This is a genomic window from Hymenobacter lucidus (genome assembly GCF_020447265.1).
In the GTDB taxonomy this organism is placed as follows: Bacteria; Bacteroidota; Bacteroidia; order Cytophagales; family Hymenobacteraceae; genus Hymenobacter; species Hymenobacter lucidus.
In genome coordinates this window covers 340,578-354,948 of the sequence record NZ_JAJADR010000002.1, presented here as the reverse complement: position 1 = coordinate 354,948, position 14,371 = coordinate 340,578, and the positions used below count along the sequence as shown (strand labels likewise).

The following is a 14,371-nucleotide window of genomic DNA, read 5'->3' as shown; positions in this document are numbered from 1 at the left end:
GAAAACAAAGGGGCGCAAGCCGGCTGCGCCACACTACGGCGCTACGGCCCGCTGCTGGAACAACCCCGCATTCAGGGCTTTCAACGCCTGCTCTTTGTAGCTGCTGTGAATCAGAATGCTGATGTTGTTGGGCGAGCCGCCGTAGGAAATCATGCGCAGCGGAATGTTCTTCAACGCATTAAACACCAGCCAGGCCGAGCCGTTGTTTTCCTGAATCAGGTTGCCAACCAGGCACACAATGGTTTGTTGCTCATCCACTTCCACGGCCCCGAAGTTGCGCAGCTCCTCCAGGATTTCGGCCAGGTGCGTCGCGTCGTCAATGGTGAGCGACACGGCCACTTCAGAGGTGGTAATCATGTCGATGGGCGTGCGGTAGCGCTCAAATACCTCGAATACGCTGCGCAAAAAGCCGTGGGCCAGCAGCATCCGGCTCGACTTGATCTTGATGGCCACCAGCCCGTCTTTGGCCGCCACAGCCTTGATGGCTTCGTCGCCGGTGTGGGTTGAAATCAGGGTGCCGGGCGCTTCGGGCTGCATTGTGTTCAGCAGCCGCACCGGAATGCCGTGCTTGGCGGCGGGCAGAATAGAGCTGGGGTGCAGAATCTTGGCCCCGAAATAGGCCAGCTCGGCGGCCTCGTCAAACGACAATTCCCGAATCGGGTAGGTGCCTTCTACCACCCGCGGGTCGTTGTTGTGCAGCCCGTCAATATCGGTCCAGATCTGGATTTCCTCGGCGTGGGCCGCCGCCCCGATCAGTGAGGCCGAGTAGTCGGAGCCGCCGCGCTTGAGGTTGTCGATGTCGCCGTTGGCATTGCGGCAGATGTAGCCCTGGGTGATAAACAGCTGCTGGCCGGCGTACGGGGCCAAGACCTGCGCCAGGTGCTGCTCGATGTAGTCGCCGTCGGGCTCGTCGTTTTTATCGAGGCGCATAAAGTCGAGGGCAGGCAGCAAAATGGCCTCTTCGCCCAGCACGCGGGTGTAGTAGCGGTGAAACAGCAAGGTGCTCAGCAGCTCGCCCTGAGCTAGAATCACCCGCTCGCCCGAGGCCGAAAGAGGGTGGCGCGTCAGGTTGAAGATGGTTTTAAACGAGGCGTCGAGGTGAGAAATGGCCTCGGTGGCAATTGCCGGGTCAGTGAGCAGCTCGCGGGCCACGATGAGGTAATGCTGGCGCAGGATTTCGGTTTGGTAAGTGGCCGCCGTGGTTTCGCCCTCGAAGAGCAGCTTGGCAATGTTGACCAGCGCGTTGGTCGTGCCCGACATGGCCGATAGGACGACGATGCGGGGCTCGGAGCCTTGGATAAGAGCGGGCAGGGCGCGCATACGCTCCGCTGAACCGACGGAGGTGCCGCCAAACTTGAGAACTTTCATCAGTGAAAAAACGGGTTAGCCAAAAAATGAACGGGGCGGAGAGAGTAGTACGGAAAGCACAAACAAAAAGCGCCGGTCTGGGAAGACCGGCGCTTGATGCTTATGGGAAAGAAAGCATGAAGAAGTGCGACGGTCAGGTCGAGGGCCGTTTGAAGCATTTCTTCAGCATCATGCGCTTAGCTGCCAGTGGCTTGGCCACGGCGCTACTGCCAGCCGAAGCCACCGAAAGTGCCGAAGAAAAACCGAAACAGGGAGTATTCATGGTCTGAAACAGCCGGGGGCTACGTGCCCTTAGCCGGGTTTAGGGTTGCAAGTACGGGCATGAAGCGGAAAGTATCGGCATGTGTGGGCTAAAAAAGTTTGCTAGCGGCGGCTAAAGCTAGTATTTGGTGGTCAGAGAATGCCATGTCGACCAGCAGGAAACATGACGTGCAGTCGTATTTTACCGGTCTCATTCTGTTCGTTATTTGTTGCTGCCAATGCCTGACTGGAAAGACCCGCAGTACCTGAAAACCGGCAGCCGCCGACAGCAGCGCGCCTACGCGGTATTGGCGGAGCTGAATATCTGGTCGGTGCTGCGCTGCTTCGACCCGGTGCTGGCCGGTACCATTCCGCTCGGCATCGACGGGCCGGGCAGCGACCTGGACCTTATCTGCGAAGTGTCGCCCGAGGCGCGCCCGGGATTTAGGGAGTTGCTGCAACGGCAGTACGGCCACCTGCCGAGTTTTCGACTGCGCCAGCACGTTATTGGCGGCCAAGAGTCGGTGGTGTGCAACTTTCGGTACGGCGGAGAGGTGCTGGAAATATTCGGCCAAGGCTTGCCCACCGCCCGCCAAAACGCTTACCGGCATATGCTGGTCGAATATGCCGTGTTGCAGGCTGGGGGAGAAACATGGCGCCGCGCCGTGCGGCAGCTCAAAGTGCAGGGCCTGAAAACGGAGCCGGCGTTTGCGCAGCTGTTGCAGCTGGCCGGCAACCCCTATGAGGCGCTGCTGGCGCTGGAAGGTAGATCAGCGGCCGAGCTTAGTGCCTGGATAGTCAGCAGAGGAGAGCTGCCAACCAGTGACTAGCAGCCCGCTTTACACTTAAAAAGCGTCGGAGCCGTTATCGATTCGGTCAATCAGCCAGCGGCCATCAGCACTGCGACTCATCTCAAAATTCAGCCCTTCCTGCCAGGCTTCGTGGCGCGGACCCCGGGCCTGTACCTGGGCGCGGTTGCCCTGGCGGCTTGTAACGGTAACAGTACCGACCTGCAAATCGGCCACCTTGGTATCGGGCTCCTGGGAGAGCATCAGCAGGTCGTGGTCGAAGCCGGCGGGAGGGCCGTCGTTCTGCGGGTGCAGGCGCAGCGTATCGTCGTAGCTACGGAAATACGCGCGCCACCCATCCAGATAGGCTGGGGAAACGGTGCCGCTACCGGCCACTTTCCGGAGCCAGTTCTCGGTGTCCGGAAAATCAACGGAGTAGAACTTGGTGCTGTCCAGCCCGTCGTCATTTAGCACCAGGCCGTTCGACAACTCTTTTTGGTGGGTGGCATACCAGCTCACAAACCGGCGGGCCGTGCGGGCCGGGCCGGCGGTATCGGCAGGAACCGTGGCGGCGGGCTTGGTAGCTGGCGCTGCCGGTAGCGTGGAGGCTTCCGGGGCGGTAGACGGGCTGTTGCAGCCAGCAGCCACCATCAGGGCCAGGTAGCAGAATCGGTTCATAAAACAGCGCATTAACAGTGGTCTTACCGCATCGGTTTAGGAATAACGGGCAGGCTTTCGTGGCCCTCGGCATCCACGGAAGCTACCCCGAAAATGTAGTTGTCCTTGCTGTGAGGCAGGTCGGCAGTGGTAGTCGCAACGGGGAAGCGCTGCTGCCACACCGGGGAGGCGGTTTCGCGCATTAGTACCACGTAGCCAGCCGGCTTTTCGCCTACTTTGGGCGCGTCCCACTTCAGTTCGGTGCGGTTGGTGAGCTTGGCCGTGAGTACGCCCACGTTGTCGGGCGAGGCGGGGGCCAGGGCCAAGCTGGCCATGGTAGCCAGATTCACGCCGGTATTCTTGCGCAGGTACTTGTAGTCCACAAACTCGGGCAGGTCGCCATACTGGATGCTGTTTTCGGTGCGCAAATCCTGGTGCTGGTGGTTGAAGTTCTCGTTGACTTCCGTGAAGCGCACCGCTGTAAAGCCCTGCTGGTTGAAGGGCGTATGGTCGCCGCCGCGCAGGAAACGGTCGGGGCGGTACTCAATCAGCACCCCGAAATCCGCCACGTACTGCTCACAGGCGGTTTTGACGTAGCGGGCCAGTTGGCGGCTGGGCGCGTCGTTTTCACTGCTCAGGGTGCGGCGCAGCTTGGCTTCGTCCGGGGTTTCGGTGGCCGGCACGCCCTCACTGAAAATACGCACGTGCTTATTGTCGGAAATTTCCGGGTCGAAGCCTTTCGAGTTGCCCACGATATCGTTGTTGAGCATCCCGGTCAGGTTCCAGCCTTCCTTTTTGGCCCGCTTGGCCAGGTGCGTCGAGCCGTAAAGGCCCTGCTCTTCGCCCTGCACGGCCACGAAAATCAGCGTGCAGGGGTACTGCTTCTGCGACATGATGCGGGCCATTTCCATTACCAGGGCCACGCCTGAGGCGTCGTCGTTGGCGCCGGGCGCGTCGGCCGTGGCGTTCATCACGTCGGTTACGCGCGAGTCGAGGTGGCCGCTGACGATGAACACGCGGGTATCGGTGGGGTCGGTGCCGGGCAGGGTGGCCATTACGTTGGCCATGATGACGGGCTTGTCGATGCGGCGGCCGTCGGGTTTCACCAGGAAGGTATCCTGCTCCACCTTCAGGCGGCCTCCGCTGGCCTTGGCATATTTGCGAAACTCACTTTCGACCCAGTTGCGGGCGGCTCCAATGCCGCGCTTTTTGCTCTTGGTGTCGCTCAGGGTGTGGCGGGTGCCGAATGACACCATTTTGCGGATGTCCTCTTCTAGATTCTTTGCTGAAACGGCTTCTACCATCTGCCTGATAGTCGGATCGGGAACTGGAGTGGGAGCCGCGGTTTGGGCAAAAACGAAGGCTGGCGAAAGGCTAGCCGACAGCAGCAGCGCGAAACGTAGATTCATGGAGCGGAAAGGCAAGGACAAGCAGAAAGTGCGAAATAGTCGCGGTAGAAAGTCAGTACGAAAAGTACGGCTCCGGTGCTTAAAAAAGGCGGACGGGCCGAAAACTTACACCACCGATACCACTACGCTGGCCGCGTTGCCGCCAAAGCCTGCCGCGTTGATTAGCACGCGCCGAATGGGGCGGGAGGGAGCGGGGGTGAGGTCGGTGGGGAAGGGTGGGGCGGGCCAGGCTTGGGTGGTCAGGATGTGGCAGGCAAAGTCGAGGCTGAGGGCAGCTGAGGCGCCCAGGGTGTGGCCCAGCTGCCATTTGTTGGAAACCAGGTCGGGCAGGGCGTCGCCGAATACGGCGCGCAGGGCCTGCCGCTCGGCGGCGTCGCCGGCGGGGGTGCCGGGGCTGTGCAGTACCACGGCATCCACCGTTTCCGGGGTGGTGCCGGCCGTGCGCAGGGCCTCGCGCATGGCGGTCTGGAAGTGCTGCCCGGCGGCGGAAAGCCCGGTTTTGCTGCCGATGGCCTCGAAGCCGAAGCCCACGCCTTCCAGGCAAAACACTGGCGACGAACTGGGCTGACTTTCCCGCTCGCGCAGCAGCGCTGCCCGGCTGACTTTTTCCAGGGCAAATACCGCCGCGCCCTCGCCCAGCACAAAGGTGGAGGGCTGGCCCGCGCCGGGGCGGCAGGGAAAATCGGGGGCGGCGAAGGGCGAGTAGATACCCAGCGCGTGCAGCTGGGCCAGGGTGAAATCGGTGAGCGGGGCCTCGGTGCCACCGGCCAGAAACCGTTCGGCCATGCCGGCGCGCAGCCAGGCCAGGGCATTGCCCAGGGCCTGAAACGCGCTGCTGCAGGTGCTGGAGTGGCTGAGCATCGCCCCACCTGTAGTGCCCGCGTCGTAGGCTACCCAGCTGGCCACGTTGCCCAGCGTAGTAAGCGGCGAGGCGGCCACGGGCACAGTGCCCTCAGCCAGGAATTCCGCGTGAAACTGCTCCAGGCGGCCCGTGGCCCCGCGCGAGGAGCCGATGCTGACGGCTAGGGTAGTTGTTGGTTGTTGGTTGTCAGTTGTTAGGTTGTTCTGACTGCTATCGGGGTGCGGGAGACTGCTGTCAGCCTGCAGGGAATGCCTGTCGCTCTGCAGGGGAAGGCTGTCGGCTTGCGGGAGGTTGCTGTCGGCTTGCGGGAGATGTCTGTCACCCTGCGGGCGGTTGCTGTCAGCTTGCGGGTGATGTCTGTCACTCTGCGGGAGAAGGGTGGCAGGGTGTGGGAGGTTGCTGTCAGCCTGCGGATGATACGTGGCGGGGTGCGGGAGCCAGCCGGCTGCGGCGGTGGCCTGGCGGGCGGCCAGCAGGGCCAGTAGCACGGTGCGGTCGAGGGAGCGGTAGGGGGCGTGGGTGCGGCGCAGGTGCTGGATGGCGTCCTCCACGGCGGGCGGCACGGTGCCCACGGCCAGCGGGCGGCCCTGGAGGTTGCGGTTTTGGAAGGAGGATTCCAACGGAGCCGGGCCGGCGGAGGCTGTGCCCAGGGCCGACACCCGGCCCCGGCCGCGAATGATAATCAGGTCGTCGGGGGCGGTGGGGTTAGTCATGCAGGATTTCGGGCAGGTGGGGCGCAGGCGTAAAGTCGAGGACCAGCTCCCGCATGCGGCGCAGCACGGTGTAGAGCAGGTTCAGGTCGTCATTGGTGGTGCAGTAGGGCGGCAGCAGGTACACCACGTTGCCTAGGGGGCGCAGAATAACGTGGTGGTCGAGGGCGAGCTGGTAGAAGGCGTCGCGCAGGCGACTGAAGTAGCTGGTGCCCTCGCCCGGGTCGTACTCCACGGCCAGGATGGTGCCCTGGTGGCGCACGGCCCGGATGCCGGGCTGGCCGTCAATTTCCTGCCGGAAAGCGGCGTGGGCTGCTTCAATTCGTTGGCGCTGGTGGGTGCATTCGTCGGCCCGCGTCAGCTCCAGGCTGGCCAGGGCGGCGGCGCAGGCCACGGGGTTGGCGGTGTAGGAATGGCCGTGGAAGAGGGCCCGCATCTTATCCTGGCTCAGAAACGCCTCGTAGATGGGCGCGGCGCAGGTGGTGAGGCCCATAGCCAGGGTGCCGCCGGTGAGGCCCTTGGAAAAGCACATGATGTCGGGCTGCTCGCTCAGCAATTCAGAAGCAAACAGCGGCCCGGTGCGGCCGAAGCCAGTCATGACCTCATCGGCAATGGCTAGCACGCCGTGCTGGTGGCAGCGGCGCAGCATTTCGCTCAGAACCCCGGGCTCGTACATGACCATGCCCGCCGTGCCCAGTACCAGCGGCTCGAAGATGAAGCCGGCCACGTCGGGGCGGGCCAGTAGGGCATCGAGCTGGGCGAGGGTGGCCGCTTCGTGGCCGGGGGTGGGTACGTCGAGAAACTCCACATCAAAGAGCAGGGGCCAGAAGGGCTGAGTGAAGGCCCCGCGGCTGCTCACGGCCATGGCCCCGAAGGTGTCGCCGTGGTAGGAGTTCTGAAAGCAGATAAAGGTGCGGCGCTCGGGCTGGCCCAGGTTGTGGAAGTATTGCAGCACCATTTTCAGGGCCACTTCCACGGCCGTCGAGCCGTTGTCGGAGTAAAATACCCGGGCCTGATTGGCGGGTAGCAGCGCCAGCAACTGCTCGGCCAGCTCCACGGCGCTGGGGTGGGTGAAGCCGGCAAACAGGACGTGCTCCAGGGTGCGGAGCTGCTCACTCACGCGGGCCGCAATGTGGGGGTGGGCGTGGCCGTGCAGGTTCACCCACCAGGAGGAAATACCGTCCAGATACGCCGTGCCGTCTTCCGCGTAGAGCCACGCGCCCTCGCCGCGCACGATGGGAATGGGGAGCGGGGCGGTTTGCATCTGGGTGTAGGGGTGCCAGACGACGGCGTGGTCACGCGCGGCCAGGGAAGTGCTGGTTACTATTGATTTCACTGTTCTCGTTGCTTGATATGCTGCCCGTGAAGGCTGATGGGGCGGCAAAGCTACAACCGGGCGGGTGGCCGTCGGTTCCCGCAGAAGTTGGCAGAGGGTTGCGCGGAGGTTGGCAGGGCTGTTCTGGCAAGCTCCTGCTTACAATCCGAACCAGGCCCGGAAGGCGGGGGCGTAGCGGCTTACAGTGGCCGGCGAAACCTCAGTTTCGGGCTGCACGCGGGGCATGATGGGTACGCCGGTATGCTGGCTGATGAAGTCTTCAGTGGCTGGGTTGGGTTCCCCGTTGAAGACCAGCCCGCGCACCGGCAGGCCGCGCTGGCGCAGGGCTTCGAGGGTGAGCAGCGTGTGGTTGATGCTGCCCAGGTAGTGCCGCGACACCACCACGACTTCCAACCCGAGGGGCGCAATCAAATCGGCCAGGAGCAGGCCCGGGGCCAGGGGCACGAGCAGGCCGCCCGCGCCTTCTACCACGAGGTGGTTAGTGGTAGCGGGCAGCTGAAAAGCTTCGGCAGCAATGGTAACCTGCTCGGCGGCAGCGGCTTTGTGGGGCGAGGCCGGCAGCTGCAAACGGTAGGCTTCGGGATGAAAAACGGACTGGCCGTTGCTGACCAGCCCGCGCACGGTGGCCGTGTCGGTGGTGGGCAGCAGGCCCGCCTGCACGGGCTTCCAGTAGTCGGCCCGCAGGGCTTCGGTGAGAATGGCGGCTACGAAGGTTTTGCCGACGTCGGTACCGATACCGGTGATGAAGAGTCGTTCCACGGATTATTGCTTGATTTTCAGTACGCCGGCGCCCGAAATGCTATTCCGGCTGGCTAGTCCAGTTCTGCCCGAGAAAATAAATCAGTGACTACCGCCGGGTCTTCGAGGGCTTCTTTGAAAGCAACAGCGAACTGCTTCAATGCTTCTTTGTCGGAGGAATAAGCACAGTACATGCTGCCTTCCGGGTCAAACTTTATTATGCCAACCAGGTGCGGCTGGCGCTCTGCCAAAAAAACGCTGGCCAGAGAAGCCCAGTCGTAGCCATTTCCTTCGAAGCCCTCCGCTTCCCTGGATTTGAAAACCTCATTTTTATACTCCCCAACAGTCAGACACACGGATGCACTAGCTTCCTGTTCCGACCAGAAGAAAGGGCTGATAATTTCCTGAAAAGCTTTATGAGTCATGCTGTGAACTTCTTAGCGGGGTGAAACGCAATACAATGCTTTTAGCTGGTTGTTTATGTTCCCTGGCGTAGTGTGAGCTATTCTGGTAGGGCGGCTTCGCCTGCTGTTGCCTGCCGTAGTACCTGGCCCAGTCCCTCGATTTCCGCCGCCGTATTGTACGAATGCAGAATAAGGCGCAGCCGCTCGGTACCGGCGGGCACGGTGGGCGCCACAATGGGCCGCAAATCGAAGCCGGCCCGCTGCACGGCCGCCGCCACGGCCCGCACCCGCTGCGGACTAGGCCGGGCGAGGAAAATAGGGTGAATAACGTGGCTGTCGGGACCCACGTGCAGACCCGGCACCGTTGCCAGCGTGCTTTTCAGCTGCTCCGACAGCGTGAAGAGCTGCCGCCGCTCGGCCTGCAGCGTGGGTAGTAGTGCGTAGGCCGCCATCAGCGCCGCCACCGACAGCGGGGCCAGGGCCGTAGTAAACATGAAGGGGCGGCTGGTATTGAGCAGAAAGTCGCGCAGCACGGCCGGGCCTACCACAGCCGCGCCCTGACTGCCCAGGGCTTTGCCGAAGGTGACGATGCGGGCCAGCACGTCGTTTTCGAGCCCGAGTTCCACAACCAGCCCTTCACCGTTCGGGCCGTAAATCCCGTTGGTATGTGCCTCATCGACGACCAGGTGCAGGCCGCGCGCTCCACAAAAGGCGGCCAGCTCCCGCAGCGGGGCCTGGTCGCCATCCATCGAGTAGAGGGCTTCCACGGCCACGAAAACTTCCCCGGTGGCCCGCGTCAGGCGCTTTTCCAGGTCGGCTAGGTCGTTGTGGCGGAAGCTGTAAGCAGTAGCAAAGCTGCTCCGGATGCCGTCCTTCACCGAGGCGTGACTGGCCGCGTCGTAGAGAATCGTGTCGCCGCGCCGGGGTACGGCCCCGAAGAAGCCCAGGTTGGCCGAGTAGCCCGAGTTGAAGAGCAGCGCCGCCTCGGCCCGGTGAAACTGCGCCAGCCGGGTTTCCAGGGCTTCGGTAGCCGCCGAGTTGCCCGTAAGCAGGCGGGAGCCGGTGCTGCCGGCCAGCAGCGCCGTATCGTGGGCGGCGGCCAGCACGGCCGCGTGCAGGGCTGGGGAGCGGGCCAAGCCCAGGTAGTCGTTCGAGCTGAAATCGACGCGGCCGGCCGGGGGCAGCGTGAGCAGGCGGCGGGTGCCCTCGGCCCCGCGCTGCGTGAGTTGCTGCGCGAGGCGAATGAGCAGCGGAGTGGAGTCCGGCGTCAAAGCAGGCGTCAGCGCTTAAACCTCGAAGCGGTTTACCGACAGCCACACGCTGCCGTCCTGCCCGAAGCTGCGGGCACTGATGACCATCCACTCGAAGTCCACTTCTACCCGGTCGCCGACGGCGGGTAGCACGCCGTGGCGCTGAAACACGAGGTTGATGGCCGAGCCGATTTTGTCTTCCAGCTCCCCAATCAGCTCCTGGGCCTGCAGGGGCTCGTGCTGCTGCCGCAGGGATTCGGCGTAGGTATGGTCGAGGTTGAGGTCGAAGGAAATCGTCATGGGGAGAGTAACTAAAGGGAAATAAAAGAACGTCATGCCGGGCTGGAGCCGCGGCATGACGTTCTGGTATCGGCAACGACGGTGCTATACCAGCTCCTTGCCCAGCACGGTGGCGCCTACGGGCACGTCTTTGAAGGCTTTGCGGGGCTTGAGGCCCAGCAGGTCGAACATCTGGCGGTCGGCGTCGAAGTCGGGGTTGGGGGTGGTCAGCAGCTTTTCGCCGGAGAAGATGGAGTTGGCACCGGCCAGAAAGCACAGGGCCTGCTCGCTGATGGGCATTTCCTGACGGCCGGCCGAGAGGCGTACCATTGTGCCGGGCATCAGGATGCGGGCCGTGGCAATCATGCGCAGCATTTCCCACACGCTCACGCGGGGCTGCTCGGCCAGGGGCGTGCCTTCCACGGGTACCAGGGCATTTACCGGCACGCTCTCGGGGTGGGCGGGCAGGGTGCAGAGCGTGTGCAGCATGGCCACGCGGTCCTCGTCGGTTTCGCCCAGGCCGATGATGCCGCCCGAGCACACCGAAATGCCGGCTTTGCGCACGTGCTCCAGCGTATTCAGCCGGTCGTCGTAGGTGCGGGTGGTGATGATTTCGGAGTAGTGCTCGGCGCTGGTGTCCAGGTTGTGGTTGTAGGCGTAGAGGCCAGCCTGCTTGAGGCGCTCGGCCTGGTACTCGTTGAGCATGCCCAGGGTGCAGCACACTTCCAGGCCCAGCTCATTCACCTGCTCTACCATACCCAATACCCGGTCGAAGTCGCGGTTGTCGCGGATTTCGCGCCAGGCGGCGCCCATGCAGAAGCGGGTCGAGCCCGAATCCTTGGCACGCTGGGCGGCGGCAATTACTTCGGCATCGGGCAGCAGCTTGTGGGCCTGCACGCCGGTGTGGTAGCGGGCGGCCTGGGGGCAATAAGCACAGTCTTCAGGGCAGCCGCCGGTTTTCACGCTCAGCAGGGTACAAACCTGCACTTCGCCGGTGGCCTGGTGCTGCTTGTGCACTTCGGCAGCTTGGGCTACCAGCTCCAGTACGGGCTGATAATAAATGGCTTTTACTTCGTCAAGGGTCCAGTCGGTACGGAGCATGGGGCGGGGAGTTCGGTTGGGGAAAGAAAGGGACAACAGCGGGCGGTAGGTAGGAGCAGCCCGCTTGAAAACTACGCTAACGGCCGCAAGTTACGCGAGAAGCCGATTATCCGGTCCCGGGGCCTGTTCTTAGCCCGCAAATCGGCTGGTGGAAAGCTGTGGCTGGTCGGGTCGCCGCACGTTGTCGGGCCCCGCCTAGCGGCGCCTGCATTGTCGTTGGGCCAGCGCAGAAGATCGTTCAGCCAGCAAAACCCGGCCATTCGCACAGAATGGGTGCGGCGTGCCTGCCGGTGGATATAGGTTTGTGGTTTCTGATCTACAGTACCCCACACCGAATGCAACAAATTTATCCAGTTCTGCTGGCCGCTACGCTTCTGCAAGCCGCGCCGCTGGCCGCTGCCCCGAACGGGGGCGGCACTACGCCCGCCACGGCCAAAGCCAAGGCGGCCGTTAAACGCAAACCCGCCACTAACGCCCCCGACCCGGTGGAAGCCACCATTGGCGGTGTGATTCTGACCCAAGCCGGCGACCCGCTGCCCGGGGCCACCATCTTCATCAAAGGTACCTTTATTGGCACCAGCACCGACCAGCTCGGCAAATTCAAGCTCAACGCCTCGTTCGACAACGGCCCGGTAGAGCTGCTAGTAGCCTACGTGGGCTACGAAACCCAGCTGGTACAGCTCAGCAAGCCCGACAACCTGCTCAGCGTAGTAATGGCCCCCAGTGCCACGCTGCTGAACGAAACCGTAGTATCGGCCTCGCGGGTGGAGGAAAGTATCCTGAGCGCCCCGGTAACGGTTGATAAGGTAGCCGCGCGGCAGATTGAGCGGATCAGTACGCCGGAAGTGCTGAGCGCCTTGGGCCAGCTGCCGGGGGTGGACGTGAATTCAGCCTCGATGCTGTTTACCAGCGTCAGCACTAGGGGCTTCAACACGGCCAAGAGTGAGCGGGTGATTCAGCTGGTGGACTACATGGACACGGCCCTGCCGAGCTTGAACCTGAGCCCGGGCAACCTGGTGGGCATTCCCGAGCTGGACATGGAAAGCATCGAGCTGATCCACGGCCCGGCCTCGGCCCTGTACGGGGCCAACGCGCTAAGCGGGGTGATTCTGTTCAACAGCAAGGACCCGTTTGTCTACGACGGGCTGAGTGTGCGCCTGCGTGGCGGCCAGCGCAGCCTGCTCGACGGACAGCTCCGCTACGCCAAAAAACTGGGCGATAAGTTTGCCATCAAGCTCAACGCCAGTGCTTTTCAAGCCAACGACTGGATTGCCAACAACCGGGCCGCTGCCAGCTTCTCCACCAACGCGGCTGAGTCGCCGCTGGGCTATGACGCGGTGAGCAGCTACGGCGAAATCAGCAACGTTTTCTCGCCCTTCCAGAATCGTCCCGCCACCCCAACCACGCCCGCCTACAAGGTAAACCCCGAGCTGTACGGCAAAACGGTGTACATGCCCGGCTTCACGGAGCAGGAGCTCATTGGCTCCGACCAGAAAACCAAATCCTACCGCGTGCAGGGTGCCGTGTCGTACCTCATTAAGGACGATTTGAAGCTGACCCTGGAAGCCAAGCGCGGGGTGGGTACCTCTACCTACCAAAACCAGAGCCGCTTCCGCATCAAGGGGTTGGGCACCAACCAGTACCGGGCCGAGCTGAAGAGCTCGAAGGGCTTTATCCGGGCTTACTCAACGGAAGACTTCACCGGCAGCAGCTACGAGCTGACCCAGCTCAGCGCCCAGATTCAGAACTCGCCCACCACCGAAGGCGGCACTACGAAGTACACCCAGCAGTATTTCTTCGTCTTCAACCAGGCCTACACCCAGGCCCGGGCGGCCAACATGAGCGTGGAAGCGGCCCAAATTGCGGCCAAAGCCGCCGCCGATGCCACCCAACTGAAAAGCTCGGACCCGCGCTTTGCTACCCTGCGCGACAAGATTTCCAACGACGACCAGCCCGGCCGCGGCGCGCAGCAGAACTTCAACTCGTTCCTGAACGACGTCAGCGCCCAGCGCAGCTTCAAGCTCTCCGAGGCCGGCACCGACCTGATTCTGGGCGGCGCTTACCGCGAATACCGGCTGGGCTCGGGCGGCAAGCTGTTTGCCGACACCGATGGCAGCCGCATCCGCAACTACGAGTACGGCGCCTACGGGCAGCTGACTCAGACCCTGCTCGACAGTCATCTTAAGCTGGCTCTGGCTGGCCGCGTCGACTTCTTCCAGAACTTCTCCCCGTCGTTCTCGCCCCGGGCTTCGGCCGTGTATTCCTTCGGGCCCGACAAGCAGCACAACTTCCGGGCCTCGTACGGGCAGGCTTTCCGCAGCCCGTCCCAGACCGACCAGTACCTGCGCTCTGACGTGAATACCTTTATTTTGCTGGGCAACCTCCACGGCTTCCAGGGCTATAGCTTCACCAATGCCGAGGGCAAGGCCTACACGCCCGGCACCTCGCTGGCCGGCTACGAGCTGACACTGGAGAAGCTGAAGCTGGAGCGCGTGAACACCGTGGAAGTAGGCTACAAAGGCGCCATCATCCCCAACGTGTACGTGGACGCCAGCTACTTCCGCTCGCGCTACAACGACTTCATCGGCGGCTCGGCCTTCGTGGGCAACGTGGATGGCACCCGCCCCACGGCGGCCCAGGTAAACGCAGCTATTCCGTCCAACTTCACTGACGCCAGTGCCTCGCCGGCCCGCATCATCTACGCTTCCCACAACAACCACCAGGAAGTGCGGACCCAGGGTGCCACGTTTGGCATTACTTACTATGCGCACAAGGCCTTTAACGTGGGCGGCAACTACTCGCTCAACGTGCTGGACCGCAGCAACCTGCCCGCTGGCTTCCGGACGTATTTCAACACGCCCAAGCACAAGTACAACTTCAACGTGGGCGGTACGGTGCTCAAGAACCTGAGCTACTCGGTGAACTACCGCTGGGCCCAGGGCCACCTGCAGGAGCTGCCCTTCGCCTCGGGCACCATCCGCGACTACAGCTCCACGGATGCCTACCTGGGCTACACCGTGCCCAAGATGGCTACCACCCTGCAGGCCGGCGTTTCGAACCTGTTCGACGCCAACAATACCCAGATCATCGGGGGCCCGCAAATCGGCCGGCTGGCTTTCTTAGGCGTGCTCGTCAACGTGAAGTAGCCCTGCCTACCCAATGGCTTGTACAGAAACGGCCCGCGTCAGTGACGCGGGCCGTTTTTTTGTGGGTACGAAGCCGGGTAGGT

At 62.8% G+C, this 14,371-nt stretch carries 13 protein-coding genes; 3 read left to right on the top strand and 10 right to left on the bottom strand.

Annotation, left to right across the window (positions count from 1 at the left end; all coding sequences use genetic code 11):
* Positions 1–33 precede the first annotated feature (33 nt).
* Positions 34–1,368, bottom strand: coding sequence for an aspartate kinase (locus LGH74_RS08250; RefSeq protein WP_226174437.1), 1,335 nt, complete (start codon positions 1,366–1,368; stop codon positions 34–36).
* Positions 1,369–1,370: 2 nt separating this feature from the next.
* Here LGH74_RS08250 and LGH74_RS08245 point away from each other — a divergent pair, with 2 nt between their 5' ends.
* Both LGH74_RS08245 and LGH74_RS08240 read left to right on the top strand, forming a co-directional pair.
* Positions 1,371–1,637 (top strand): hypothetical protein, encoded by a 267-nt coding sequence (locus tag LGH74_RS08245; RefSeq protein ID WP_226174435.1) that lies wholly within the window; start codon positions 1,371–1,373, stop codon positions 1,635–1,637.
* A 210-nt stretch (positions 1,638–1,847) separates the two neighbouring features.
* The gene (locus LGH74_RS08240; protein ID WP_226174433.1) at positions 1,848–2,438 is read left to right on the top strand and encodes a DUF4269 domain-containing protein; all 591 of its coding nucleotides are present in this window, start codon (positions 1,848–1,850) and stop codon (positions 2,436–2,438) included.
* Positions 2,439–2,453: 15 nt separating this feature from the next.
* On the opposite strand, the gene LGH74_RS08235 is transcribed toward LGH74_RS08240, so the two are convergent.
* The 9 genes from LGH74_RS08235 to bioB form a co-directional block, all read right to left on the bottom strand.
* Positions 2,454–3,074, bottom strand: a complete 621-nt coding sequence (locus tag LGH74_RS08235) for a hypothetical protein (RefSeq protein WP_226174431.1) — start codon at positions 3,072–3,074, stop codon at positions 2,454–2,456.
* 23 nt (positions 3,075–3,097) lie between these two features.
* Positions 3,098–4,462: a M20/M25/M40 family metallo-hydrolase gene (locus LGH74_RS08230; RefSeq protein WP_226174429.1), complete on the bottom strand. Its 1,365-nt coding sequence runs from the start codon at positions 4,460–4,462 to the stop codon at positions 3,098–3,100.
* Between the two features lie 105 nt (positions 4,463–4,567).
* Complete coding sequence (locus LGH74_RS08225; RefSeq protein ID WP_226174427.1) at positions 4,568–6,037, bottom strand: beta-ketoacyl synthase N-terminal-like domain-containing protein; 1,470 nt, start codon at positions 6,035–6,037, stop codon at positions 4,568–4,570.
* Positions 6,030–7,361 (bottom strand): adenosylmethionine--8-amino-7-oxononanoate transaminase, encoded by a 1,332-nt coding sequence (bioA, locus tag LGH74_RS08220; RefSeq protein WP_226175812.1) that lies wholly within the window; start codon positions 7,359–7,361, stop codon positions 6,030–6,032. The genes LGH74_RS08225 and bioA overlap by 8 nt, the downstream gene beginning before the upstream one ends.
* A gap of 147 nt (positions 7,362–7,508) precedes the next feature.
* Positions 7,509–8,129, bottom strand: a complete 621-nt coding sequence (gene bioD / locus LGH74_RS08215; RefSeq protein ID WP_226174425.1) for a dethiobiotin synthase — start codon at positions 8,127–8,129, stop codon at positions 7,509–7,511.
* Between the two features lie 53 nt (positions 8,130–8,182).
* On the bottom strand, positions 8,183–8,533 hold the full coding sequence (locus tag LGH74_RS08210) for an immunity 51 family protein (RefSeq protein ID WP_226174423.1): 351 nt from the start codon (positions 8,531–8,533) through the stop codon (positions 8,183–8,185).
* A gap of 77 nt (positions 8,534–8,610) precedes the next feature.
* Entirely contained in the window at positions 8,611–9,783 is a 1,173-nt protein-coding gene (locus LGH74_RS08205) for an aminotransferase class I/II-fold pyridoxal phosphate-dependent enzyme (RefSeq protein WP_226174421.1), read from the bottom strand.
* A gap of 15 nt (positions 9,784–9,798) precedes the next feature.
* Positions 9,799–10,062: a hypothetical protein gene (locus tag LGH74_RS08200; protein ID WP_226174419.1), complete on the bottom strand. Its 264-nt coding sequence runs from the start codon at positions 10,060–10,062 to the stop codon at positions 9,799–9,801.
* Between the two features lie 84 nt (positions 10,063–10,146).
* Complete coding sequence (gene bioB, locus LGH74_RS08195) at positions 10,147–11,142, bottom strand: biotin synthase BioB (protein WP_226174417.1); 996 nt, start codon at positions 11,140–11,142, stop codon at positions 10,147–10,149.
* 335 nt (positions 11,143–11,477) lie between these two features.
* On the opposite strand from bioB, the gene LGH74_RS08190 reads away from it, so the two are divergent.
* Positions 11,478–14,288 (top strand): TonB-dependent receptor, encoded by a 2,811-nt coding sequence (locus LGH74_RS08190; protein ID WP_226174415.1) that lies wholly within the window; start codon positions 11,478–11,480, stop codon positions 14,286–14,288.
* Positions 14,289–14,371 lie beyond the last annotated feature (83 nt).

Coding starts and splice junctions, on each gene's coding strand:
- LGH74_RS08190 (WP_226174415.1), top strand. CDS start 11,478: ATGCAACAAATTTATCCAGTTCTGCTGGCCGCTACGCTTCTGCAAGCC.
- LGH74_RS08210 (WP_226174423.1), bottom strand. CDS start 8,533: ATGACTCATAAAGCTTTTCAGGAAATTATCAGCCCTTTCTTCTGGTCG.
- bioB (WP_226174417.1), bottom strand. CDS start 11,142: ATGCTCCGTACCGACTGGACCCTTGACGAAGTAAAAGCCATTTATTAT.
- LGH74_RS08225 (WP_226174427.1), bottom strand. CDS start 6,037: ATGACTAACCCCACCGCCCCCGACGACCTGATTATCATTCGCGGCCGG.
- LGH74_RS08250 (WP_226174437.1), bottom strand. CDS start 1,368: ATGAAAGTTCTCAAGTTTGGCGGCACCTCCGTCGGTTCAGCGGAGCGT.
- LGH74_RS08240 (WP_226174433.1), top strand. CDS start 1,848: ATGCCTGACTGGAAAGACCCGCAGTACCTGAAAACCGGCAGCCGCCGA.
- LGH74_RS08230 (WP_226174429.1), bottom strand. CDS start 4,462: ATGAATCTACGTTTCGCGCTGCTGCTGTCGGCTAGCCTTTCGCCAGCC.
- LGH74_RS08200 (WP_226174419.1), bottom strand. CDS start 10,062: ATGACGATTTCCTTCGACCTCAACCTCGACCATACCTACGCCGAATCC.
- LGH74_RS08235 (WP_226174431.1), bottom strand. CDS start 3,074: ATGAACCGATTCTGCTACCTGGCCCTGATGGTGGCTGCTGGCTGCAAC.